The sequence below is a fragment of the Bacillus sp. WMMC1349 genome, assembly GCF_013155385.1.
Taxonomy (GTDB): Bacteria; Bacillota; Bacilli; order Bacillales; family Bacillaceae; genus Bacillus.
Genome location: NZ_JABJUQ010000007.1, coordinates 722,875 through 748,246 on the forward strand (window position 1 = coordinate 722,875; position 25,372 = coordinate 748,246).

The following is a 25,372-nucleotide window of genomic DNA, read 5'->3' on the forward strand; positions in this document are numbered from 1 at the left end:
GCCGGGCTTGCTGTTCCCGCAGGAGTCTCGCAATTCCTCCTGATTTATGTTGAAAAAGGATTTTTTAGACAGCTCCCTAGTTGAAAGGCGTAAGACAAAGTTTAGGGAATCTGAAGACCGACCCGTCAACAGCCGGAGTTAAACCTGAATCTGTAGATCTAAATCTTAAAAATGAAACTTTTTATTGTTATTTTTAGGTTTTAAAATAAGCTTGAGATAGATACAATGATACAGCGGAAGGAGAGATTGTGGTGGATGAACAGCAAAAAGTTTGGAATGAAGCCAGTACCTTTATTGAAGCATACTGCGGGGAACTGAATAAATCTGCTGAGGAGAAGCAAGCGCGATTACAGAATGTTAAAAACGAAATCATCGAAACCGGTAGTTACACCCATACGAAAGAAGAGTTAGAGCATGGAGCGAGAATGGCTTGGAGAAACAGTAGCCGCTGTATTGGCCGGTTGTTTTGGAACTGTCTTTCAGTCATTGACAAACGGGATGTTCTGACAGAAGAAGATGTGCGCGAGGCGTTATTTTACCATATTCAAGTTGCGACAAATGGCGGAAAAATTAAGCCATTTATTACGATTTTCCCCCCTAACAAGGTGAAGATTTGGAACCAACAGTTGATTAAATATGCTGGATATGAGACAGAAAATGGTGTAATTGGTGACCCAGCTACAATTGAGTTGACAAAGATGTGTGAGGCGCTTGGTTGGAGAGGGGAAAAAACGCCTTTTGATCTGCTTCCACTTGTTTTTCAAGTTGATGGTAACGGTCCTGTTTTGTATGAATTGCCAAGGTCGATCGTCCAAGAGGTTCACATTACACATCCTGAAATCGCTGCTTTTCAATGTTTAGAGCTGAAATGGTATGCTGTGCCAATCATTGCTGATATGAAGCTAGAAATCGGGGGGATACAATATCAAACTGCTCCCTTTAACGGCTGGTATATGGCAACAGAAATTGGTGCGCGTAATTTTGCAGATACAGATCGATATAATATGCTCGAAAAAGTGGCGGCAATCATGGGGCTTGATACAACACAAACCACTTCATTATGGAAAGACAGGGCTCTTGTTGAATTAAACAGGGCTGTTCTTTATTCATACAAAAAAGCAGGTGTTAGTATTGTTGATCACCATACAGCAGCAAGTCAATTTAAGCGGTTTGAAGAGCAAGAAGCGGAAGCGGGCCGTGAGTTAGCTGCCAGCTGGACTTGGCTGATTCCTCCGTTATCACCGGCAGCAACGCATATTTTTCATCAATATTATCAAAATAAGATTCTCAAACCTAATTTTTTTAAATAGAATGATCAAAATGTTTTCTAATAGAAGTGGGGATGAGGACTGTTCTGCAGCTGGAAAGCCAAAAGCCGTTTTAATGTGTTGATTCCTTTTTTTTTTTGAGCCATTTTTGCATTTTTACTTGAAGTGCATCAGGCATATTTACTTCCTCAACCGCAATGGGGCTGTCCTGAAAGTCGTGTGGATGAATAAAAATTGGGGAATTTGCTCGCTTTCCGCAGGAGTCTCGCCCTTCCCCCTGATTTATGTTGAAAAAGGACTTTTTAGACAGCTCCTTGATAGGCAACTTCTAAATAATCTAGAGCAAAATTGATAAAATTAATCATTCAAGATTGCTAATATATCAGTGTTTATTAACGTGAAAAAGGTGCCCAATAGTCAAAAATGGACTTACTGGACAGCCTTTGTTTACTTTTTATGAAAACCCATTTCTTGTCGATATAAAACATAAGAATAAACATAAGGAGCAAAAACGGTTATTAAAATTAAAGCCACTATGGCTATATTTGCATTTTCACCAATTGGGAACAAACCGTTTATTGCAATGAGAATTCCTGCAATTGTAAACATCTTTGAAGCAAATCTGTGGGTTTTTTTCCAAACTGTATCACTGCTTAATGTCCAAGGATTTTTAATACCGACAAAGAAATTGGAACGCACTCTTGGGAGGTAATTTCCAATGACGATCAAAATCGCTCCTACCAGTACTGGGACAAAGCTTCTCATTGGAACATGATATCCAAGTCCAGTCAGGACGAGCAACAAATTGAGTACAGAAAATAACAGCAGCATGGCATTTACGATAATGTGATATGTTTTTGAAAAGAGTGCTAAATTTTTTTTGCGTGGTTCTAATTTAGGCGTTAAAATCATCACCGCATATACAAATATAAGCAATCCCAACATTAATAACATCGCTTCTGCTTTTGTCGCATATTGATCAACCTCACCTGAGAATGACCAATGGATCGGAATATGGTTAGAAAGATAAGGGTATGAAAATCCCCACAATAGTATATTCATGAAAATAATTAATAGTGAAACGATATGCTTTTTCATTTTTGCTCCCCCGCATCTTGATTGTTTTGTTCAGTAAAACTCAATGCCCAGCCCATGATCTCTTGAAACATTGTTGTATTCAGTGAGTAAATGATGTATTGTCCCTTTTTTTCATCTTGAATGAGTTCAGCTAATTTTAAAATTTTCAAATGTTGAGAGATACTTGGCTTTGACATTTGAAAATGTGCTGAAATCTCACCAGCGGTCAAATCTTTGTCTTTCAGGAGTTTTAATATCTTTCTCCTTGTTGGATCAGCTAATGCTTTAAATGTCTGGTTCATTGTCAACATCCTTAACTTAAGTATTTAGTTAATTAGTTATTTAACTAAATACTATCCTGAAAAAGATAATATGTCAAGAGCGTTAAAAACCGCCATTGTTGGCGGCGGTCTTTAATAGCTGATCTTAAATTTTTGGTATCCCTCTGCTTGTTTTGTCTCGACTTGAATATTTGTTACATTTGAAAATGGGTTGCCTTGTTTCACTGTTTTTAGAAAAGATTTTAAGCTTTCTTCAGGTCCTTCTGCACAGATTTCAACGGTGCCGTTATCATGATTTCGAACCCAGCCTGTTAATTTGTGTTTATCTGCTTCCATTTGCACGAAATAGCGGAAGCCGACACCTTGGACGCGTCCATCAACAATCATTCGATATTGAAGCATAGAGAACACCCCTTTTCCTCTATGCTATCATATTTCCCATTTTAATCGCACGGTCTAGACATGAAGAGTTGAAAAACGTCGGCACAAACAAGAATGCCGAATTGAAGACAAGGCGGGTTTCGGAGGAGGAGCTGACTAAAGAGTCCTTGTTCACATGAATCAGGGGGAAGGGCGAGACTCCTGCGGAAAGCGAGCAAATTTCCCGATTTTTATTCATCCACAAAACACCCCTGTCTGGCTTCAGAAGTGTGTCGTTTATCTCCGAGAAGAGTATTGCAACCTTATTTCATTGGTAAGATCGATACCTTATCAGCTGGTTGAAGAGCTTGGTAAGTGCCTAAAAAAGCCGTGCCTGTCATCGGCACGGCGAAATCATTATTTTTTTACACTGTTCAATAAGTTAGCTAAAAAATGTGTTTTATAGCTTTGAAGCTTTCTTCCTTCATACTTCGTCATCCCAAGCTTTTTCAGTTCTTCCACATACCAGCCTTTGCTTCCGTAATGCATGTCAGAAAACCCCTTTCTATTACTCATTTGTAAGGGCATTCTAACATCAATCGAATAGGGTTAAAAGAGGAAATCAGACATTTGTTAAAACTGAGTCTTTAGTCTCTTCTTCAGCTATGTCATATGAATGATTTTAGTCCGATGACTTTCCGTTTACAGCTGTGTTAAAATAATTGGTTTATCTTTTGTAATGACTATCGTATGTTCAATCTGTGCGACAAAGCTTCCATCAGGTGTTTTGAACGTCCATCCGTCTCCAGCTTCTATAATATGTTCGGCTTTTGTTGAAATGAACGGTTCCAAGGCAATCACAGTTCCGTTCTTAAAAAGTGCATCATCAAATGGGTCATAGTAATTTAAAATATGATTTGGTGCTTCATGAAGGCTTTTTCCGATGCCATGACCGGTTAAGTTTTTAATAACAGTAAATCCGTTTGCTTTTGCTTCATTGAAAACAGCTCTACCAATTTGATTTTGTTTTTTTCCAGCGCGTGCCTGTAATAGCCCTTTTTGAAATGCGCTTTCTGCAGATTGACAGAGTTTGTGCAAGGTGTCATCACCTTGACCAACAATAAATGAAATACCCGTATCTGAATAAAAGCCACCCAATTCGGCAGAAATATCAATGTTAATGAGGTCTCCTTCATGTAATATTGAGGAATTGCTGGGGATTCCATGAGCTACTTCTTCATTAACACTGATGCATGTTGTTCCAGGGAAGTCATATTCTTTTTCTGGAGCTGATGTAGCCCCATGAGATTCGAGTACCTGTTTTCCTATCAAATCAAGCTCTTTTGTACTCATGCCTGGAGTTGCTTGTTTTTTCATTTCCTCCCTTGCCAAAGCAACAATTCTGCCGATAGTTTTGAGCCCCTCAAGCTCTTGATCATTTGTTACAATCACGATGCATTCCCGCTTTCTTTTTTATATTCCAAAATAAGCTTACCATATCTAATCCTAAAAAAGGAACAGCACCCGCATTTCCAAATGGAGAGCGGGTGCTGTTCCTTTTATCTTTTATTATTCAGAGTCAGAATTCTTTGGTGATGTAGTATGTGATTCTGACGTTTTTGGATGATGATTTGTGTAGTCATAGTCGCTCGGATTGATCGCTTTAAATCCTTTCGGTTTATAGAAGCGAAGCAAATCGCCATCGACAATTTTATCTGACATTTCTAGTTCTTTCTTAACTGATTCTTCTACATTTGGATCAACGCTTTTTTCCTCAAGAAGCGTTCCTGTTCTCATATCATAGTAGTTTCCATTCGCTTTCATGAACTTCGGTGAAACGAAGTCGCCATTTCGGAATGGAATAACTTCACGGTGTTCAGGAGAAAGAAGGTCAGATCCGCTCATCAAGTAGTCTTTTGTGTTCACACCCATCAAATGGAGGAGAGTAGGCATAACATCGACATCGCCGCCATATTTATGCGATTTTTCTCCGTTCACTCCAGGAACGTGGATGAACAGAGGAACACGTTGTAATTTTGCATTTTCATGCGGTGTTACCTCTTTGCCAATCACTTTGGCCATTGCATCATTATGATTTTCTGAAATTCCATAGTGATCACCGTACATAACAATAATCGTATCGTCATATAAACCGGCTTTTTTCAGATCGTTGAAAAACTGTTCAAGCGATTGATCCATATAGTTAGCCGATTGGAAATAATGGTCGACAACACTGTCGCCAGTTTCACCGGCTGGAAAGTCTGTATCGCCTTCATCCATTTCAAATGGAAAATGGTTTGAGAGCGTAATGAATTTCGTATAGAACGGCTGTTTCAAACTTTTTAACAGCGGCATTGATTCCTCAAAAAACGGCTTATCTTTTAGACCGTAGTTTTTCGTTTTTTCTTCGCTCATATCGTAATACGTAGCATCGAAGAACTTATCGTATCCGATGGCTTTATACATTTCATTGCGATTCCAGAATGTTTTATAGTTGCCGTGGAAAGCGGCTGAGGTATAGCCTTGGGATTTCAATATTGCTGGTGCTGACTGCAGTGTGTTTTGTGCTTTATTAATGAACACTGATCCTTGTGCTAAAGGATAAAGCGAGTTGTCCATCATAAATTCGGCATCAGATGTTTTACCTTGTCCAGTTTGGTGGAAAAAGTTGTCGAAATAAAATGTTTGATTATCATGAGCCAGTGAGTTTAAGAATGGTGTGACTTCTTTACCATTTAGTTTATAGTCAATTGCGAACGTCTGTAGTGATTCAAGTGAAATGTAAATCACGTTCTTGCCCTTCGCTTTTCCGAAGTATTTGGCATTTGGTTTATCATGATTGGCTTTGATATAGTTTTCAACTTCCGTTACATCGCTGGAACTTGCAAGAGCACGCTGGCTGTTTGTTTTAATATTTTGAACGGCATCATAAATTGTGAAGTTATAAGCTCCTAAATATTTCACAAGATAGTTGCGGTCAAATGAACGGGTAAGCAATTCCGGACGATCAATCTCCGCAACCGCAAGATTCGCGAGAAAGACGAGGATACTTGCCCCCATTACGATTTTAAACGGACGTTTTGTAGTTGTTTCTGCTGGTCTGTTATAAAAAATCGCAAGTGCAATCAAAATGATTGTATCGATAAAGTAAAAAATGTCGAGGGGATTAATTAATGAAAGAGCGCTGTCACCAAGCTGTCCCCCGTTTGTTTTTGCCTGCATAATGGTAGGAAGTGTGATAAAATCACTAAAAAATCTGTAGTATACGATATTTGCATAAAGTAAAAAAGACATTAAAAAATGAATCACTATAATTGCTGTCTGCTGTATTTTTTTCTTGAAAAGCAATCCTATTCCAAGAAAGAACAAGCTAGAGCTAATCGGATTCACAAAAAGCAAAATCTGTTGAACTGTGTTGTTTATTCCTAAATTAAATTCAATGACATAAGCAGCATAAGTTTTAAGCCATAATAGTACAGCGGCTATGAGAAAAAAGGCAAGACCTTTTTCTTTAATAAATCTTTTCAATTGTTACACTCCTTTTTTCCGGATCAGCATAAAACCATCGGAACGAAAGAAAAACGAATGTATAAAATATACCATGAAATAATGAATTAGAAAAGTAGAAACTATAATTGGTAAAAAAATTGGTTAGCTGCTGATTATGATTGATGTCAAACTAATTATATCATATGAAAGAAAAGGTGAATAAGACCATGGATATCTTTAATTTAATCGCCGAGGATAAGATCAAAAGAGCAATCAAAGAGGGAGAATTTGCTGGACTTCCTGGAATGGGCAAACCACTCAAAAAAGATGAAGCAGCTCACATTCCAGAACAGCTTCGGATGGCATATCGAGTCATGAAGAATGCGGGGCTGGCTGGAGATGAAGAGGCATTAAAAAAAGAACGAATGACCATTGAAGACTTAATTTCCCAGTGCACTGATGAACATGAACGTGAACAGCTTTTGCTGCGAAAAACAGAAAATGAGCTAAGACTTGATAAGCTTGTAAGTAAGAAAGGAATGTTTTCAAAACCGGCATCTGCATTTTATAAAGAAAGAGTATATGAACGGTTGGGACGCAAGCGGTGAGCTGGAAAATTGGCAGTTGTAGGATTTTCGCTGGAAACACTGTAAAATAAGTGGTATAATAGTCATAATTATTCAAAAAGTCCAAAAAATGATTTAGAGGTTTAAGTATTGCTTATGGGTGGTAAAGTTTCAAAAAACAAAAAAGGGTGATGAGATGCAACATTTACTAGACTGGGTAAAATTGATTTCTGATTGGCTCTGGGGACCGCCTTTGATTATTTTACTAACAGGAACAGGGATATATTTTACGGTCCTGCTAAAATTCTTTCAGTTTCGATATCCTCTATATATTTTTAAACAGACGATAGGCAGCGTGAGAAAAAAGCCGAAGGGAGAAGGGACACTCACTCCACTGCAGGCATTGACATCAGCGCTTAGCTCGACAGTCGGAGCAGCTAATATCGTCGGTGTACCGGCAGCAATTATGTTTGGCGGTCCTGGAGCAGTTTTTTGGATGTGGTTGATCGCATTGTTTGCAATGGCGATTAAGTTTGCTGAAAGCGTGCTAGCTGTTCATTATAGGGAAAAAAATGACCAAGGTGAATATGTCGGGGGACCGATGTATTACATGACAAAAGGATTGCGGATGAAATGGCTTGGCGTTCTTTTTTCTATTGCGTTGATTATTGAGCTTGTCCCAAGTATTATGGTCCAAGGGAATGCAGCATCTGTCTCATTAGCACAAACTTTTTCTTTTAATGAAGTTTATGCTGGAATTGGTATTGCAATTTTAATTGGTTTAGTTGTCATTGGAGGAATTAAGCGGATTGGAAAAGTGACGGAGTTGGTTGTACCGCTTATGGCGGGAGCATATGTGGGAGCTGGTCTTCTCATTATGTTGATGAACCTTCCAGCAGTTCCAGAATTTTTCTCTCTCATCTTTTCGAATGCGTTTACCTCATCTTCAGCTACTGGCGGGTTTGCAGGGGCTGTTTTTGCCGAAACGATCCGCTGGGGATTTGCGCGAGGACTCTATTCCAATGAAGCAGGAATGGGAACGGCACCGATCGCACATGCAGCCGCAATGACTGATCACCCGGTAAGGCAAGGGTTTTGGGCTGTCATTGGAATTGTCGTTGATACGCTGATCATCTGTACTACCACAGCTTTTGTCGTTCTCTCCTCAGGTGTCTGGACAGCTGAAAATGCTCTTAAAGATCCTGCAGCACTAAGTGCAAAAGCGTTTAGCAGTTATTTTGGAAATGCAGGAGGATATTTCGTATCGATCTCACTAGCGTTCTTCGTCGTCTCAACGATAACAGTTGTTATCTTTTATGGCGTGAAACAAGCTGAATTTCTGTTTGGACAAATGTCTGGGCATGTCTTAAAAGTAGTCTATTTAGTGGCGATAATCATCGGAGCTGCAGGCGGAGCGAAAGTGATTTGGGGTTTCTTAGACTTAGCACTGTCGTTTATCCTCATCCCGAATATTGTTGCATTAATATTATTAAGTAAAAAGGTAAAAGCGTTATACAACGAATTCTTTACCTCTGAAAAGTATTATTTAAAAGATGTTGAACAGGAAAACCATGGTAATGATAAAAAAGTAAAGAACTTTTGATTGGAATCGTGTATACACAATGATTTAATGTAAGGAGAGTTTGTTAGATCATGAGAATAACATATAGACATTTTCATTTTGCCTATATTTACCTTGTTATAACGCTTATCCTTTTTTCAACTGCTTTTTTATCTCATGAACACGCCGTATTTGTAACCATTACATTTTTACTATTCGTTAACATGACTTGTTTTTCTAACGAGTACGTAGTCATTCGCTATTATCAACAAAACAAACAAAAAAATCATAACAAAGGGTATGCCTTATTCGTTATGATTCAAGTACTATTTACTTTGTTCATATTCTTTCTTTTTAAGCTGCATTTTTAATTGAGTACCTTGTATATGCAAAGTTCAGCTTGTAAAGAATTCTATTTTATAAAATGATTTGTTAGTTTACAGAGCTGTCTAAAAAGTCCTTTTTCAACATAAATCAGGGGAATTGCGAGACTCCTGCGGAAACAGCGAGCCAGGCGAGACCCCGCGGATCGCCCGCGGAAAGCGAGCAAATTCCCCAATTTTTATTCATCCATAAGACTTTTAGGACAGCCCCGTAGCAATACCTTCCATATTATAACGAGCAGCTGTGAGAGAACTTGTTCTTCCACAGTTTGCTTACCTCTCAACAGATCAAAATCACAGTATCTCAGTAGTCACTTAGGAAGTATGAATAAAACCAAACTATTTTGGCTTATTGTCAAATCCACATGAGAGTACGGATTAACCCGATAATTTTTGCTTATTTGGCACTTTATTGCCGTCCTTTGTGATGGAATATTCGGGTGCTGGATGACCTTCATTCACTTGTTTTTCCTCTATTTTTTGTCCAAGAGCTTAAGAGCTGACCAAATTCTATTAAACCATTTGTGACTTCTTTATTTTTTCATTATAAATTTCTTATTAAGCCTCAAGAATAAAATCTTAAAGTATATTTCTTGAATTTTATGTAATAAATATAAAGAACAAAAACAAGTATACAGCATAAAGGAGGTATAAACATCATGAAAAAAGCTCATTTATTATTATTTTCTGTACTCACTCTAGTGGTGATTGTTGGTTGTGGACAAGATGAAGCTAACAATTCCGATACTGATAGTGAAAACAAAAAGGCAGTCACTGAAAATAATTCAAAGGAATCAAAAGATGTTTATTTTAAAGAGAACAAAGCAAAATTGAATGACTTAAAAATTGAAATTACTAAAACAAAAGTTATTCCTGCTGGAAAAACGGGAAATGAGCATGGTGAAAAACCAATATTTGCGATTTGGTATAAAGCAACTAATTTAAGTGAAAAAGATATTGACCCGACAACTGCATGGATGGCAGTATTTGAAGCAGTACAAGACAATAATCCAAATTCAGTTAATAAGCTTGAAGTTGCTGGACTCCCCGATGATCGATTTCTTGATTCTCAATTAGAAACAATAAAGCAAAATGGGACAGTAGAAAATGCAGTAGCCTATGAATTGGACGATTTAAAAACACCGGTAACATTAATTGCAACACAAGGTGTTGGTGGAGATAAGTTAGGTGAACAAAGTTATCATATTAAATAAATTGTTTCTACTACAGCAAAAAATTAATGATTTTGAAAATAAAAGTAAGAAAATTATATAACTTTCCAAGTGTAAAAGGCTGTCCAATAGTCATAAATTGACTTACTGGATAGCCTCTTTTTTTTAAAATAATGTAAACGCTAAAAAAACATTGACTACATGTATATACATGATTACAATATACCTATAACATGTATATACACGTTTAAATGAAAGCGTTTCCTTGGGAGGGAATAACATGGAGGATTTCAAACAATCTGCAGAACGAATTCTTCAGGCAATCGGCGGCAAAGAAAATATCGTATCGGCAACACATTGTGTGACCCGTTTGCGGCTGGTCTTAGTCGATGAGAAAGAAGTAGATAAAGAAGTACTCGAAAACATTGATGTTGTCAAAGGGTCATTTTCAGTAAATGGTCAGTTTCAAGTCATTATTGGTCAGGGGCTTGTTGAAAAAGTATTTAAACAGTTCACAGCGTTAGCCGGTGTAGCTGAATCTTCAAAAGAAGCTACAAAAGAGGTAGCTGCCAAAAAACTGCATCCTCTTCAGCGTGCTGTGAAAACGCTTGCTGATATATTTATTCCGATTTTGCCAGCTATCGTCACCGCTGGTTTATTAATGGGGATCAACAACATCATGACCGCACAAAATATTTTTTACACTGGCAAATCATTTATTGATGTACACCAGAATTGGGCTGATTTAGCAAGTATCATTAATTTGATCGCAAACACAGCCTTCGTATTTCTGCCAGGGTTAATCGGCTGGAGTGCCGTGAACCGTTTCGGTGGAAGTCCATTATTAGGAATTGTTTTGGGGCTAATGCTAGTCCATCCTGATCTGTTAAATGCATGGGGATATGGAAACGCTCAGCAGGAAGGCGCAATACCAACTTGGCATCTATTCGGTTTGGACATTGAAAAAGTGGGCTACCAAGGACAGGTTTTACCGGTTCTTGCTGCATCATATTTGTTGGCACAGATTGAAATGTTTTTAAAAAAGCGAATTCCCGATGCTTTTCAGCTGTTAACGGTAGCACCAATTGCTTTGCTAGTGACTGGATTTATCTCATTTATTATCATTGGACCTATTACATTTATGATCGGAAACTGGATCACAGATGGAGTTGTCGGGATTTTTAAAGCTGTTCCTGCATTAGGAGGTCTCATTTATGGTGGTGTATACGGTCCACTTGTTATTACCGGAATGCACCATACATTCCTTGCCGTTGATTTACAGTTGATCGGTTCTACCGGAACAACTTTCCTATGGCCGATGCTTGCACTCTCTAATATTGCCCAAGGATCAGCAGCGTTTGCCATGATGTTTATAAATAGAAGAGATGAAAAGTTAAAAGGTTTGGCATTGACAACTTCAATTTCTGCTTGGCTTGGCATTACAGAGCCAGCAATGTTCGGAGTCAACTTGCGTTATAAATATCCGTTTATCTCAGCCATTATCGGTTCAAGCATCGCTGGGATGTTCATTACGATAAACAAGGTAAAAGCGCTGTCAGTTGGGGTGGGGGGACTACCTGCTTTTTTCTCGATTGTGACAGAAAATTGGGGTCCTTTCTTTATTGGAGTGGCGATAGCACTTATGATTCCGTTTGTGCTGACGCTAATATTTGCTAAATTTAAACGTCAAGCTTAAAGACGTACTCATCAATATCCACGGTATCTATTAGAAAATCGAAAAAGCAGGTGTGATTGAAGAATGAAACAACCTTGGTGGAAAAAAGCAACAGTGTATCAAATTTATCCGAAAAGCTTTAAAGATACAACAGGAAGCGGTGTTGGTGATATTCAAGGCATTATCGAAAAACTTGATTATATAAAAGAACTGGCCTGTGATGTCATTTGGTTGACACCAATTTATCAATCTCCGCAAAATGATAACGGCTATGATATTAGTGATTATTATCAGATTCATGAAGATTATGGAACTTTAGCTGATTTTGAACGTCTGTTACAGGAAGCACACAAACGCGGTTTAAAGGTGATCATGGATCTTGTTGTCAACCATACTTCAACAGAGCATCGCTGGTTTAAGGAAGCAGTGTCTGGTAAAAACAATCCTTACCGCAATTTTTACATTTGGAAGGACGGGAAACGAGATGGTTCTCGACCAACGAACTGGGAGTCTAAATTCGGGGGTTCTGCTTGGCGGTTCGATAACAAAACCGGTCAGTATTATCTACATCTTTATGATGTGACACAGGCTGATTTGAACTGGGAAAATGAAAAGGTCAGACAAAATGTTTATGAGATGATGCATTATTGGTTTGATAAGGGTATTGACGGATTTAGACTTGATGTTATTAATGTCATTTCCAAAGATCAGCGTTTTCTTGACGACCATGAGGGAGACGGGCGAAGATTTTATACAGACGGTCCAAGGGTTCACGAGTATTTACAAGAAATGAACAGGGAAGTCTTTTCAAAATATGACAGCATGACAGTCGGTGAAATGTCGTCAACTACCATTGCAGATTGTATTCAATATACAAATCCCGAAAACAAAGAGCTTGACATGGTCTTTAATTTTCATCACTTAAAAACTGATTATGCAAATGGTGAAAAATGGACAGTTAGCAAATTTGATTTTCTTGAATTAAAAAAAATCCTTTCTGACTGGCAGGTTAAGATGTATAATGGCGGCGGTTGGAACGCACTGTTTTGGTGTAACCACGATCAGCCTAGAATCGTTTCACGCTATGGTGATGACGGAAAGTATCGAAAAAAGTCTGCTAAAATGTTGGCTACTGCCATTCATATGTTGCAGGGAACGCCGTTTATTTATCAAGGTGAAGAATTCGGAATGATCAACCCGAAGTTTCATGATATTTCCTTTTATCGGGATGTTGAATCATTAAATATGTATGAACTCATGAAAGAAAAAGGAATTCCGGAAAAAGAAATCATTGAGATTCTAAAAGAGAAATCCCGTGATAATTCGCGGACACCTGTCCAATGGAATCAAGAGAAAAACGCTGGCTTTACAACGGGGACACCGTGGATTCCAGTGCCTGATCATTATAAAAATATGAATGCTGAAGAAGCACTGCAGGACTCTGATTCGATTTTTTATCACTATAAAAAATTGAATCAGTTACGAAAACAATACGATCTCATAACGACTGGCAATTATCAACTTATTCTTGAGGAACATCCACAGCTGTATGCATATTTGCGAAACGGGATAAATGAAAAACTGTTGGTTATCAACAACTTTTATGGTAGAGAAACCGAGTTTCATTTGCCTGAGAATGTCAAGTATGAAGGCTATACTGCCAAGGTTCTCATTGCCAATGATGATGAAATTCCAGAGAATTTTACAAACTTTAAGGTAAGACCTTACCAATCAATAGTTTATCATCTTGCCAAACCGTGCTAAACTAAGCAGGGTGGTAAAAAATGAAAGTGAATAAATATGTTTGGATTTACAAAGAAATTGCAGAACAAATCGATCAACGGATACTGAACGAAGGTGATATCATCTCATCGGAAAATGACTTAACGATTCAGTATGAAACATCAAGAGAAACTGTCCGAAAAGCGTTAAATATGCTCGCGCAAAACGGCTATATTCAAAAAATTAAAGGAAAAGGGTCGGTTGTGTTAAACAGGGAAAAAATGAGGTTCCCGGTTTCTGGTTTGGTCAGTTTTAAAGAGTTATTTGAGATGATAGGTAAAGAGACAAGCACGACAGTACATGAGTTCGGCTTAGTCAGTCCGAGCGATTTTATCCAAAAGCAGCTTCGAATCACTGAAGATGAAGACGTATGGAGGGTTGTCCGTTCCCGAAAAATTGATGGGGAGCATGTCATTTTGGACAAAGATTATTTTATTCATCGACATGTATCACGGTTGACAAAAGAAATATGCGAGGATTCGATTTATCAATATATTGAGGGAGAACTTGGGCTTGGTATCAGTTATGCTCATAAGGAAATCGTTGTTGAACCGTGTACAGAAATGGATCAAAAATATTTGGATTTAAACGGTTATGAGCACATCGTTGTTGTTAAAAACTTTGTCTTTTTAGATGATACATCATTGTTTCAATATACGGAAAGCAGACATCGACTGGATAAATTCCGGTTTGTCGATTTTGCTAGAAGAGTGAAGTAGCACGGTCCGCTTGGGTAGCGACCGTGTTTTTTTTGTGGAAAAGAAATTCAGCCGCAGAGAAAAAAAGCTTCCTTCTCAACATGCATCAGAGGGAATTGTGAAACTCCTGCAGAAAGTGAGCAAATTTCTCAATTTTTATTCATCCATACTTTTAGGACACTCCCGATTATTTATCATTTCTTTTTTGGATTGAATATGATGAAGGAGGAAAAAGATTGGAGGCTTTAATAAATGGTTCATGAAACTGTAAAACTAGGCAAAAATGTCAGATTAGGAGACTATGTGGTGATCGAAGAACATGTCACAATTGGTGATGATTCAGAGATAGGTCATCATACTATCATTAAAAAAAATACACAGATTGGAAACAGAGTGAAGATTGGTGACCTAACTGTTCTTGGAAAAGGAACAGCTTCCAATAAAAAAATGGCGCGCGAACCGGGAAAGGGCGGTAGTCCTTTAATCATTGAAGATGACGTAGTGATCGGTTCAGGAGTCGTAATGTATTGGGATGTTCAATTGAAAACAGGTGTGTTTGTAGGGGATCTTGCAAGCATTCGCGAAAATGTAACGGTTGGAAGAGATAGTATTATAGGGCGTAACGCTATGGTTGAAAATCATACAAACATTGGTAGTCGTGTAACAATTCAAACGGGGTGTTATATTACGGCTGATATGGAAATAGAAGATGACGTGTTTATCGGTCCTTGCTGTTCAACATCAAATGATAAATATATGGGAATGGGTCATGGAGAATATCAAGGTCCAATGATAAAAAAAGGGGCGAAAATTGGCAATAATGCAACTTTATTGCCAGCGGTTGTTATCGGTCAACATGCGATCATTGGTGCGGGAGCTGTTATTACGAAGGATGTTCCTGCTGGGAAAACAGTTGTGGGGAATCCGGGGCGGGTGATGAAGTGAAATGCAAAAGGGAAAATAGGGAGTCTATTCCAAGTTAAATAACGTGGCTAGTTCAAAAAGACAAACATATGATAATGAGCATCACCTGAAACAAAGTGAAGCTTATACCATAATATGATCGGAGGTTAAATGGAAAAATGTCTATCCGAAATTTAGTGGTGAACGGTGGCTTTGAATCAGGAATCCTCTTTCCTTGGAGTGGAGGAAATTCATCTGTAATCAACCAATCTTCCCATTCGGGTTTTTCCTCAGCCAGGTTGTTAGGGGGAACGGCAAATTCATTCATCACTCAGTCTGTTCCGATTGAACCAGGAGAAGGGGGAGAGTTTCTCGTATCTCTAGCAAAATCCGAATCGATTACTGCCCCTTCAGTGGTCATCCAGATTACTTATTTTGACAATGGATTTAATTTTCTTGGATTTGGACTATTTACGACTATACCTTCAAGTAGAATACCTGTATCAGAAAACGGGACATGGCTTGAAACATATCAAACGGTAGAGCCGGCTCCGGAAGGAACCACACAAGCTTCTATTTTGATTGCCAACCTTCCACAAGTTGGAACTGCAAATATCTTAATAGACGATGTTGCATTGTTAATTTCAGATGGAAATGGGGGTCCAACCGGTCCAACCGGCCCAACCGGAGCAACAGGTCCAACCGGAGCAACAGGTCCAACAGGCCCGACCGGAGCAACGGGATCAACCGGCCCGACCGGAGCAACGGGAGCAACGGGTCCAACAGGAACAACCGGTCCGACCGGAGCAACGGGAGTGACAGGTCCAACAGGAGCAACAGGAGCGACCGGAGCAACGGGAGCAACGGGTCCAACCGGCCCAACCGGCCCAACCGGAGCAACGGGATCAACCGGCCCGACCGGAGCAACGGGACCGACCGGAGCAACAGGATCAACGGGAGCAACGGGCCCGACCGGAGCAACCGGTCCAACAGGAGCAACGGGAGTGACAGGTGCAACCGGTCCAACGGGAGCGACTGGAGCAACAGGCCCAACGGGGCCAACGGGACCAACCGGTGCAACGGGTCCAACCGGTGCAACGGGTCCAACAGGATCAACCGGTCCGACCGGATCAACGGGAGCAACAGGCCCGACCGGAGCAACGGGAGCAACGGGACCGACCGGAGCAACGGGACCGACCGGAGCAACAGGACCAACGGGAGCAACAGGATCAACCGGTGCAACCGGCCCAACAGGTCCAACGGGATCAACCGGTCCAACAGGAGCAACGGGTTCAACAGGATCAACCGGTCCGACCGGAGCAACAGGAGCAACAGGCCCGACCGGTCCAACGGGACCAGGTAGTATATTAGCTGAACCTTCTCAATCAAACTCAGCTCTATCATTAATAGTCGGCAATGAGTTGTCGGTTTTAGCAACACAAGTAAATGTATCAGAAGGGCAAAGTGTTAAGCTCGATTCAATGGCTGAAGTAGATGTAATAATTGGTCCATCTTCATTATTTCAATACAGTATTATTTTTAGTATTTACCGAAATGGTGAAGTCATTGCACAAGTAACTGAAGATAACCAAGGTGAAAAGTCAACAGGATCAGTTCGCGTATATAGTGATATTCCAAATTTAACATGGATTGATACTCCAGAAGCAGGAATAAACACTTACGAACTAAGGATTGAAATGATTGGTAGTAATATTCTTACCGCTTCAGTAAATACACGTTCGTTAACGGCTTTAATTTACGGATAATTTTTATAAGAAGTAAGCTTATGAAAACATTTGAAAAGTCTATTTGATTCCGAAAGTGATATCCTCTTTTCCAATTTTAAGTGGTCTCTATTGGAAAGGGGGATTTTATTACTTGCAAGTACCAAACTATTAAAAGGATTTTGTTCATACATGTGTTAAATAACGTGACCGTCCCAGTTTATTAAACATAATATATGTTAGCTTCTATAGAGTAGAGAAGCTATTTCGAAGAAAAAGGAGGTTTAAATCTCTAGATGTCAATACGTAATGTAGTAGTTAATGGTAGTTTTGAAACAGGGACACTAGCACCTTGGGTTGGTCAGAATGCAATTGCTACAACTCAATTTTCCCACTCAGGTTTTTGGTCGGCTAGGTTATTAGGGGGCAATGTAGTTTCATTTATAGCCCAATTTGTTCCTGTAGATGAGGGAGAACAATTTGAGTTCCTTGTTTCATTGGCGAAATCAGGATTTTTACCATCACCTCATGTGCACATTCAAGTTTCTTATTTTGATAGCATGTTTAATCATTTAGGGCAAGGACTCTTTGTTGATATTCCATTTAATAGATTACCAGTTGTGGAAAATAACACTTGGCTTGAAGTCTATCGAACGACTGAAGCGGCTCCAGCAGGCGCTACAATGGCATTTATTTTAATTAATACTTTACCGCAACTGGGAACAGCGAACGTTATAGTAGATGATGTTGCTCTATTAGATATTGAGGTTAGTGCTCCAACAGGAGCAACGGGACCAACGGGGCCAACAGGACCAACAGGACCAACGGGACCGACGGGAGCAACAGGACCGACCGGACCAACGGGACCAACGGGACCAACCGGACCGACCGGACCAACGGGACCAACGGGACCAACGGGACCAACAGGACCAACGGGACCGACCGGACCAACGGGACCAACAGGACCGACCGGACCAACGGGACCAACAGGACCGACCGGACCAACGGGATCAACAGGACCGACCGGACCAACGGGACCAACAGGACCGACCGGACCAACGGGACCAACCGGACCAACGGGGCCAACGGGGCCAACAGGACCAACGGGACCAACCGGACCGACCGGACCGACGGGACCAACAGGACCAACGGGACCAACCGGACCGACCGGACCGACGGGACCAACGGGACCAACAGGACCAACCGGACCGACGGGACCAACGGGGCCAACAGGACCAACGGGACCAACCGGACCAACCGGACCGACCGGACCAACCGGACCGACGGGACCAACGGGGCCAACAGGACCAACAGGACCAACAGGACCGACCGGACCAACGGGACCAACAGGACCAACGGGACCGACCGGACCAACGGGAGCAACAGGACCAACCGGACCAACGGGGCCAACGGGGCCAACAGGACCAACGGGACCAACAGGACCGACCGGACCGACGGGACCAACAGGACCAACGGGACCAACAGGACCGACCGGACCGACGGGACCAACGGGACCAACAGGACCAACCGGACCGACGGGACCAACGGGGCCAACAGGACCAACGGGACCAACAGGACCAACCGGACCGACCGGACCAACCGGACCGACGGGACCAACGGGGCCAACAGGACCAACAGGACCAACCGGACCGACCGGACCAACGGGACCAACAGGACCGACCGGACCGACCGGACCAACGGGACCAACGGGACCAACAGGACCAACGGGACCGACCGGACCAACGGGACCAACAGGACCGACCGGACCAACCGGACCAACGGGGCCAACGGGGCCAACAGGACCAACAGGGCCAACAGGACCAACAGGACCGACGGGACCAACGGGACCAACGGGACCAACGGGACCGACCGGACCAACCGGACCAACCGCAGGGGCCGGAGGATTGGTTCAACTACGCCAGTTTCTTAACCAATAGATCTCTATTAATATGATTAACTTCTAATGAAGTGGGAAGGGGTGCATGAAGTTCGCTTTTTTCATGTACCTCCTTTTAAAAAAGATAAAGGGACTGTTGATAAGCCTGAGCTTAGAACAGTCCCTTCTTTATTTATGACATCAATCTTCTTTAGTTTAACACTTGGTTTAATTCTTCTTTTATGTGATTGATACTATTCAAATAAGTTTCTCCTCCGGATGTGAGACTTAGATTAAAATAGTATTGCATTTTTTCAATCAGAGGCTGAACACACTTTTTTTTCGCTTCTTGATCAAGGTGGCGTGTAAAGCCGTTATCTTGATACTCTATTGCAGTATCTGAATAAACTTTTCCAATGATAAAATATTTTAATGCTTTTTGTTGGGTTTCTTTCAGTTCGTTCCATTTAATATAAGGTAAATAAACTTCTTCCCTGAAATGCTCAATAATATACTCCATCACATAAATGATTGAAGGAATCCTCTTGTCAATGTCATAAGTAAAACTATTTTGATGACGGCGATAACAATAAACCGGTTTGTTTAAATAATGAATATTCCAACCTCTTTTAATATTAACAATACTGTTCAATGTATCTCCAGCATAGAGATTTTTAGAATCGGCTATCCAGGAATAGTTATGATTGCGGTAAAATGACAATTTGAACAATCCGACCATTGGAAAAACACCTGAACCTTTTCTTTCAAATATGCGACAGATCACCTCATCTTCTGTATAAGATTTATATGTCCATTTGCCAATTGTTTTTCCATCAGAGTTAACTAATAAAAAATCACCGTAAACATAATCTAAATCTTCTTGATCGACAAAACACTCCATAAAATCATAGAGCACGCTGTCGTGTGCCAAAAAATCATCAGCACTTACTGGTAAAACATATTCCCCGCTCGCTTTTTCAAAAATTTCGGCAAAGGCTGCATCTGCCATACCGCTATTTTTTTGATGATATATCGCTTTTATATGTGGGTAATTTTCCTGATATGCTTCGATTTTTTTGATGGAGTCATCTGAAGAGTGATCATCAACAATGATAATTTCAATATTTGGATAAGCTTGATTCAAAACAGATTGAAGGCATTGGTCTAAAAAGCGACCGTAATTATAATTAACAATTCCAACTGTAATTTTAGGAAGACTTAAATTATTTTTCTTTTTAGTCGTTTTAATAAAGTACTGAACGAGATGATTTATTTTCTCCATCTGCTTTTTATATGAATAATGTTCATCAATAAAATTGCGGTACTGTTTGGATGAATAATGATTTTCAGTGATCATGTCGACCAGTTCATCAATGGTGTTCCATACAAACGCATGATTATAAATTTTCTTCGCTCCATAAAAATTATGAATCAGGGGCTTAATTCCTTTTGCCATTGCTTCCATGATTGACATTTGCTGGCTTTCTAACAGACTCGTTGAAATGAGATAGTCTTTATCTTCTAAGTATTGGTTCATATCATTTTGCCAGCCATCCAAATAGACGTTTTCTGTTATATTTAGCTCTTCGATCATTTGTTTAAAATATAATTGATAGCGTATATCTTGATAGCGGCCGGCAATAAAAAGTTTATATCTAGGATCTCTGTCATAAATGGTCTTGAATGCTTGTAGTAAAAGCATGGGGCCCTTTTTATAATTAATATAACCGACATAAGCGATATGGAATCCCTTTTCGCGCTGTCTAAATGTATACTGATCTAAATCAACGCCATTAGCAATTGTGATCGTTTGTTCTTCCTGAAGGCTTTTAACCTGATCTAATACATATTCTTTTATATGTTCTCCATCAAAAATGAGTTTGTCTACACAATTCCACTGAACATGATATATATATGAAGTAAAAGCTTCATAGCTATGAAGTTTGCAAATAATAGTTTTTTTATCGGAAAATGGCAACTTACTTCCGTAAATCAGAAGATTATCACACCATTCAAACCAGCAAATATCTGCCCACTTCATTCCATCGTCAATTTGCTTCAAGTCTGTAATGATTAATTTCAACGTTCTGCAGGAGTTTGAAAAATATTCTATGACTGGATTTAAAAATGTATCCAAATTTGGTTTTACAAAAAAAACAATTTTGGGACGAGTTTCTGTGTATGTTTCGAAAAGGTGGTGTTTTTCGCGAATCAGTTTTTCTTTTTGTAAGAGATTCATAAACAATGTAGCGTCATCATATGCTTCACAAGCTTTTTGAAATAATTTCTTTTTTTCGTATATATAACCTAAACTGATGAGTATGGCGGGTTCAAAAGGGGAAGTAACCCGTTTGATCTGAAGCAGCTGTTCAGCTTCTCCCAAATTCTCTTCAGAAATAAACTGAATCCATTCATCTTCATTCCATTCTAATTCCAAGATCATAAACAAAGACTCCAATTCTTGTTTGGGGCTCATGAAAATCCTCCTGTCACGTAAAAGTTACTGTTCATATTTATATTCAGTATAGAGGGGGAAGTTTACTCATAGGATTTAAGTCAGAGGCACAAACAAGAAGGACGATTCACTCATAATCTAATGTTAGCACTAATCATTTATTTGAGAAAACGGGGAGTGAACGAATTGGTCACGATCAGTCTTTGCATGATTGTTAAAAATGAAGAAGAAGTATTAGCAAGATGTCTTGATACTGTAAAGGATATTGTAGATGAAATTAATATCGTTGATACAGGCTCTACTGATAAAACGGTGGAAATTGCCAAACAATACACAGATCGTGTTTTTTTCTTTGAATGGATCGGCAATTTTGCGGCAGCCAGAAATGAGTCGTTTAAGCATGCTACTAAAGACTATATTCTTTATTTAGATGCAGATGATGTTTTACGTGAAGAAGATCAAGAAAAGTTAAAAAAATTAAAAGAAACACTTGATCCAGCAGTTGATTCAGTCTCAATGTACTATGATGCTGGAACAGATGAATATGAAAATGTAACGTTAAGATATCGCCGCAACCGCTTAGTGAAAAGGGAGAAAAACTTTAAATGGAAAGGTGATTGTCATCAATACTTGGATGTTCACGGTCATATTATCAATGCTGATATTTCAGTGACACATAAAAAAATCCGCCACTCTGTGGGGCGGAATCTCAATATTTATCAACAAAAAATTGATCGTGGTGATGCTTTTTCTCCAAGGGACTATTTTTATTATGGAAATGAATTAAGAGAGAACAGACATTATGACAAAGCAATAGAAAACTACAATAAGAATATTGAAATGAAAGAAGGATGGATTGAAGATAAACTATATGCATGTATTTATAAGGCGGATTGTTATCGTTATCTCGATGATCCTGAAAACGAATTGAAAGCGCTGTTCCAATCATTCGAGTTTTCAAAAATACCGCGTGCCGAAACATGTAGTAGAATTGGTTACCATTTTCAACGTAAGCGGGAATATCATCCAGCCATCTATTGGTATGACCAAGCGACAAAGCTTGTTCCAGATCAGAACAAATGGAGTTTTAGTTATCCTGCTTATTACACTTGGTATCCGCACTTGCAAATGTGTGTCTGTTACTATAATTTAGGTGAATTTGAGAAATCCTATCAACATAATGAAAAGGCTCGGGAATATCGTCCAAAAGATCAATCCGTTGTTTATAATAAACAGTTATTAGAGAAGAAGTTGGGGATTAATCAGTATTCAGAAACTGGGGAAAAAGGAGAAGAAGTCAAGTAAGCAGTTATTTCTTTTTATGATGATGTCGTACTGCATAAAAAATAGCAATCCCCCAACCAATTAATAGAATAATAAAAACATTTACAGTCCATATGTTGTTAATAGACCAAGGAAGAAACAGTGTCCGAACATTTGTTAAGATAATAATTCCTCCGACAAGAACACCAAGTAAATAAGCAGGCAGTATCCGGACCAGCCATGCAGCAATTGGTGCGGCAACAACTCCTCCCAACATGAGAGTAATCGCCCAAGTCCAGTTCACTTCTTCTGGTCCCAATGAAATTAAGAATCCAGCACTGGCAGAGACTGCGATAGCAAATTCACTTGTATCCACTGTCCCGATAATCTTTCTGACTGATGCTCCTTTCCTAGTTAACAAAACCGGGGTCGTTATTGGCCCCCATCCTCCTCCACCAGTTGAGTCAGCAAATCCGGAAATAAACCCCAATAAAATGGACTTTTTTCTAGATAAATCAATCGATTTTTTCTGATTATCAGGATTGAAGTTGAATAAAAATCGAAATAACACATAGATTCCTAAACACAATAAAAATATTGAAATAATAGGCTTGATCACATCACCTGGAAGCTGGCTCAAAAAACATGCTCCTGTAAAAGCTCCAATAGATCCAGGGATGACTAATTTATATAATGTTGGCCGATCAACATTACCAAACTTCATATGGGAAACTCCTGATGCGGCAGTTGTCACAATTTCTGAAAGATGAATGGTTGCTGAAACAGCTGCCGGAGCAATTCCAAATGTTAATAAAAGTGATGATGAAGTGACACCATAAGCCATTCCTAATGCCCCGTCAATCAGTTGAGCAAAAAAACCTATAAAAGCAAAAATAACCAGTTTTCTCATAGCCATCCCCCTAGTAAAAAACTTCGCTTTTTATTTCTTTCTTGAAGTGCAAAACTATTTTTAAGATATTCTATGTTTTAGAAAGTTCTTCTGTATAGTGAAACAGTACGGTTTTCAGTTCATTTAATAAAGCTGACGGGGTGATGTATACTCAAAAAATAAGCTGAAGCATAAGATGTTAGAAAGAATGCTGGGAGGGATCTTTCTAATGCTACATTATGATTTTCTTAGTTTTCGTGAGAATAGCAAAATGATTATAAAACAGCAGTTCAATGAAATGAAAAATACATTTACAATCGAATTTTGGGCAAAACCGGATGTTGAAGTAAAAGAGCGGCGATATGTGATTACCCCTGCTTCAAGTGAAAAAATGGATTCTTCTCAGGCAAGTGTTGGTGTATCTCTTGGAAAAAATAACATCACAGTTTATGAACATGATGTCCCACTGCCAATCGCTTTAACATTTAACTTTCCTTCGCCTTTACATGAATGGACCCATATCGCGATCGTTTACCTAGAAAGACGACCATTGCTGTATATCAATGGACAGTTAGTTGCAAAAGGAGAGGTCGGGTTAGCTCAGACGGTTGTTCCTTCAGGAATTTTTGGGGGAGATGGTTCAAATAGTTATGTTGGAAAGCTTGCAGACATTAGGATTTGGAATGTAGCAAAAACACAATCAGAAATATGTGAACAGATAAACTGTAAACTGACAGGGAATGAACCTGACCTGTTTGGTTATTGGAAATTAAATGAGGGTACTGGCATGGTTGCCTACGATCTTACGAAAAATAAGCATGATGGAGTGATTGATGGAGCCATCTGGGATAAAAAACGTTTGAATATCCTCTTTACTTTTTTTGTCCCAAGTGGAGGAGTGGAAACATTAAACAGGCAGCGTTTGTACGCACTTAAACAATCTGGGGTGAAATGCGATTTTTTATATTTGCAAGAAGGAACAGGCTTACAAAATAAAGTTGATACTTCAATTTATGTGACAAATGACATAGAGGAAATCCAAAAAATAATCTCATTCCAAAACTACGATGCCATTGTGATCAGTTCAGATCTGTTGCTGATGAAAACAATTAAAGAATTTGGATATGAAGGCCTCTTAATCTATGAAGTTCAAGGATTGGGGAATAACAAACAATATGTTGATGAATTTTTAAAAGTACATGCATATTCTATTATCAATCAATATTGTGATGCGATTTTATATCCACAAACGCCCCATTTACAGCAAGCATTTAAAAAGTATTTTCCTACAAAGAAACAATTTTGTTTTCATAATTGTTTTAATACAAAAAACTTTAAATATCGAGCACTTCCTAAACAGAAACAAACGATTATTGGCTGGGTTGGAAGACTTGAAGAAAATAAAAATTGGAGAGATTTTTTATCTATAGGGGCAAAATTAATTGAAGAAAATCCTTCCGTCCGCCTGTGGATGTTTGAAGATAGTACATTAGCGAAGGAATCAGAAAGAAACGCTTTTGAAGAAAAAATAGCTAAACTAAATATAAGACCGTATTTAACGGTATATGCCAATCAACCACATCAAAAAATGGCTGACTTTTTTTCAATGATTGGTGATTCAGGTGGTTTTTTATGTTCAACATCGAAGGTAGAAGGGTTTGGATATGCAGTACTTGAGGCAATGGCATGTAAATGCCCAGTCCTTTCAACTGATTCTGATGGGGTCCGCAGTTTTATCAAACACAATGTTACAGGGAAGTTTTTTGAACTCGGAAAGATCAATCAAGCTGTTCAAGAAGGGAAAGAATTAATTTCAAATGTTGCATTAAGAGAAAAGATCAGACTAAATGCTGTTCAACATATTGAAACACAATTTGCACCAGATCTATACGCAAAAAAATTTTTAAATATGATTGATGATCTTAAAGGCAATAACTAAATTAAAAAATC

Annotated in this window: 20 protein-coding genes; 12 read left to right on the forward strand and 8 right to left on the reverse strand. The window is 39.2% G+C overall.

Annotated elements, in window-relative coordinates; translation table 11 throughout:
- The first annotated feature begins 251 nt into the window (after nt 1-251).
- The gene (locus HOO54_RS06080) at nt 252-1,310 is read left to right on the forward strand and encodes a nitric oxide synthase oxygenase (protein ID WP_172293412.1); all 1,059 of its coding nucleotides are present in this window, start codon (nt 252-254) and stop codon (nt 1,308-1,310) included.
- Between the two features lie 405 nt (nt 1,311-1,715).
- Here the strand turns inward: HOO54_RS06080 and HOO54_RS06085 are convergent, their stop codons facing one another.
- The 6 genes from HOO54_RS06085 to ltaS all read right to left on the reverse strand — a co-directional run bounded on the left by HOO54_RS06085 (nt 1,716) and on the right by ltaS (nt 6,514).
- A complete protein-coding gene (locus HOO54_RS06085; protein WP_172293414.1) occupies nt 1,716-2,366 on the reverse strand; it encodes an SdpI family protein in 651 nt (216 codons plus the stop codon).
- Nucleotides 2,363-2,647 carry an autorepressor SdpR family transcription factor gene (locus HOO54_RS06090; protein WP_172293416.1) on the reverse strand — a complete coding sequence of 95 codons (285 nt, stop codon included), beginning with the start codon at nt 2,645-2,647 and terminating at the stop codon, nt 2,363-2,365. The genes HOO54_RS06085 and HOO54_RS06090 overlap by 4 nt, the downstream gene beginning before the upstream one ends.
- A 111-nt stretch (nt 2,648-2,758) precedes the next feature.
- Entirely contained in the window at nt 2,759-3,028 is a 270-nt protein-coding gene (locus tag HOO54_RS06095; protein ID WP_172293418.1) for an acylphosphatase, read from the reverse strand.
- Between the two features lie 375 nt (nt 3,029-3,403).
- The gene (locus tag HOO54_RS06100; protein ID WP_172293420.1) at nt 3,404-3,535 is read right to left on the reverse strand and encodes a YflJ family protein; all 132 of its coding nucleotides are present in this window, start codon (nt 3,533-3,535) and stop codon (nt 3,404-3,406) included.
- Nucleotides 3,536-3,688: 153 nt separating this feature from the next.
- Nucleotides 3,689-4,438 carry a type I methionyl aminopeptidase gene (gene map, locus HOO54_RS06105; RefSeq protein ID WP_172293422.1) on the reverse strand — a complete coding sequence of 250 codons (750 nt, stop codon included), beginning with the start codon at nt 4,436-4,438 and terminating at the stop codon, nt 3,689-3,691.
- A 117-nt stretch (nt 4,439-4,555) separates the two neighbouring features.
- Nucleotides 4,556-6,514 (reverse strand): lipoteichoic acid synthase, encoded by a 1,959-nt coding sequence (ltaS, locus tag HOO54_RS06110; RefSeq protein WP_172293424.1) that lies wholly within the window; start codon nt 6,512-6,514, stop codon nt 4,556-4,558.
- Between the two features lie 188 nt (nt 6,515-6,702).
- On the opposite strand from ltaS, the gene HOO54_RS06115 reads away from it, so the two are divergent.
- From HOO54_RS06115 to HOO54_RS06155, 9 genes are all read left to right on the forward strand, one after another.
- Complete coding sequence (locus HOO54_RS06115) at nt 6,703-7,083, forward strand: DnaJ family domain-containing protein (protein ID WP_172293426.1); 381 nt, start codon at nt 6,703-6,705, stop codon at nt 7,081-7,083.
- Between the two features lie 154 nt (nt 7,084-7,237).
- Entirely contained in the window at nt 7,238-8,644 is a 1,407-nt protein-coding gene (locus tag HOO54_RS06120) for an alanine/glycine:cation symporter family protein (protein WP_172293428.1), read from the forward strand.
- A 1,000-nt stretch (nt 8,645-9,644) separates the two neighbouring features.
- Complete coding sequence (locus tag HOO54_RS06125; protein WP_216664720.1) at nt 9,645-10,199, forward strand: DUF5067 domain-containing protein; 555 nt, start codon at nt 9,645-9,647, stop codon at nt 10,197-10,199.
- Nucleotides 10,200-10,437: 238 nt separating this feature from the next.
- Nucleotides 10,438-11,853, forward strand: a complete 1,416-nt coding sequence (gene treP, locus HOO54_RS06130; RefSeq protein WP_172293430.1) for a PTS system trehalose-specific EIIBC component — start codon at nt 10,438-10,440, stop codon at nt 11,851-11,853.
- A 63-nt stretch (nt 11,854-11,916) separates the two neighbouring features.
- Nucleotides 11,917-13,596, forward strand: coding sequence for an alpha,alpha-phosphotrehalase (gene treC / locus HOO54_RS06135; RefSeq protein WP_172293432.1), 1,680 nt, complete (start codon nt 11,917-11,919; stop codon nt 13,594-13,596).
- 20 nt (nt 13,597-13,616) lie between these two features.
- The gene (gene treR, locus HOO54_RS06140; protein ID WP_172293434.1) at nt 13,617-14,333 is read left to right on the forward strand and encodes a trehalose operon repressor; all 717 of its coding nucleotides are present in this window, start codon (nt 13,617-13,619) and stop codon (nt 14,331-14,333) included.
- 231 nt (nt 14,334-14,564) lie between these two features.
- Nucleotides 14,565-15,257, forward strand: a complete 693-nt coding sequence (locus tag HOO54_RS06145) for an N-acetyltransferase (protein WP_172293436.1) — start codon at nt 14,565-14,567, stop codon at nt 15,255-15,257.
- Between the two features lie 137 nt (nt 15,258-15,394).
- Nucleotides 15,395-16,981: an NTTRR-F1 domain gene (locus tag HOO54_RS06150; protein WP_216664721.1), complete on the forward strand. Its 1,587-nt coding sequence runs from the start codon at nt 15,395-15,397 to the stop codon at nt 16,979-16,981.
- Between the two features lie 254 nt (nt 16,982-17,235).
- Nucleotides 17,236-18,876: an NTTRR-F1 domain gene (locus HOO54_RS06155; RefSeq protein WP_216664722.1), complete on the forward strand. Its 1,641-nt coding sequence runs from the start codon at nt 17,236-17,238 to the stop codon at nt 18,874-18,876.
- A gap of 150 nt (nt 18,877-19,026) precedes the next feature.
- Here the strand turns inward: HOO54_RS06155 and HOO54_RS06160 are convergent, their stop codons facing one another.
- Entirely contained in the window at nt 19,027-21,291 is a 2,265-nt protein-coding gene (locus HOO54_RS06160; RefSeq protein WP_172293438.1) for a glycosyltransferase, read from the reverse strand.
- Between the two features lie 165 nt (nt 21,292-21,456).
- Here HOO54_RS06160 and HOO54_RS06165 point away from each other — a divergent pair, with 165 nt between their 5' ends.
- On the forward strand, nt 21,457-22,575 hold the full coding sequence (locus tag HOO54_RS06165) for a glycosyltransferase (RefSeq protein ID WP_172293440.1): 1,119 nt from the start codon (nt 21,457-21,459) through the stop codon (nt 22,573-22,575).
- 4 nt (nt 22,576-22,579) lie between these two features.
- Here HOO54_RS06165 and HOO54_RS06170 read toward each other — a convergent pair whose 3' ends face one another.
- Nucleotides 22,580-23,443 (reverse strand): sulfite exporter TauE/SafE family protein, encoded by an 864-nt coding sequence (locus HOO54_RS06170; RefSeq protein WP_172293442.1) that lies wholly within the window; start codon nt 23,441-23,443, stop codon nt 22,580-22,582.
- Nucleotides 23,444-23,651: 208 nt separating this feature from the next.
- Between HOO54_RS06170 and HOO54_RS06175 the strand changes: the two genes are divergently transcribed.
- Nucleotides 23,652-25,361: a glycosyltransferase gene (locus HOO54_RS06175; protein ID WP_172293444.1), complete on the forward strand. Its 1,710-nt coding sequence runs from the start codon at nt 23,652-23,654 to the stop codon at nt 25,359-25,361.
- Nucleotides 25,362-25,372: the final 11 nt, after the last annotated feature.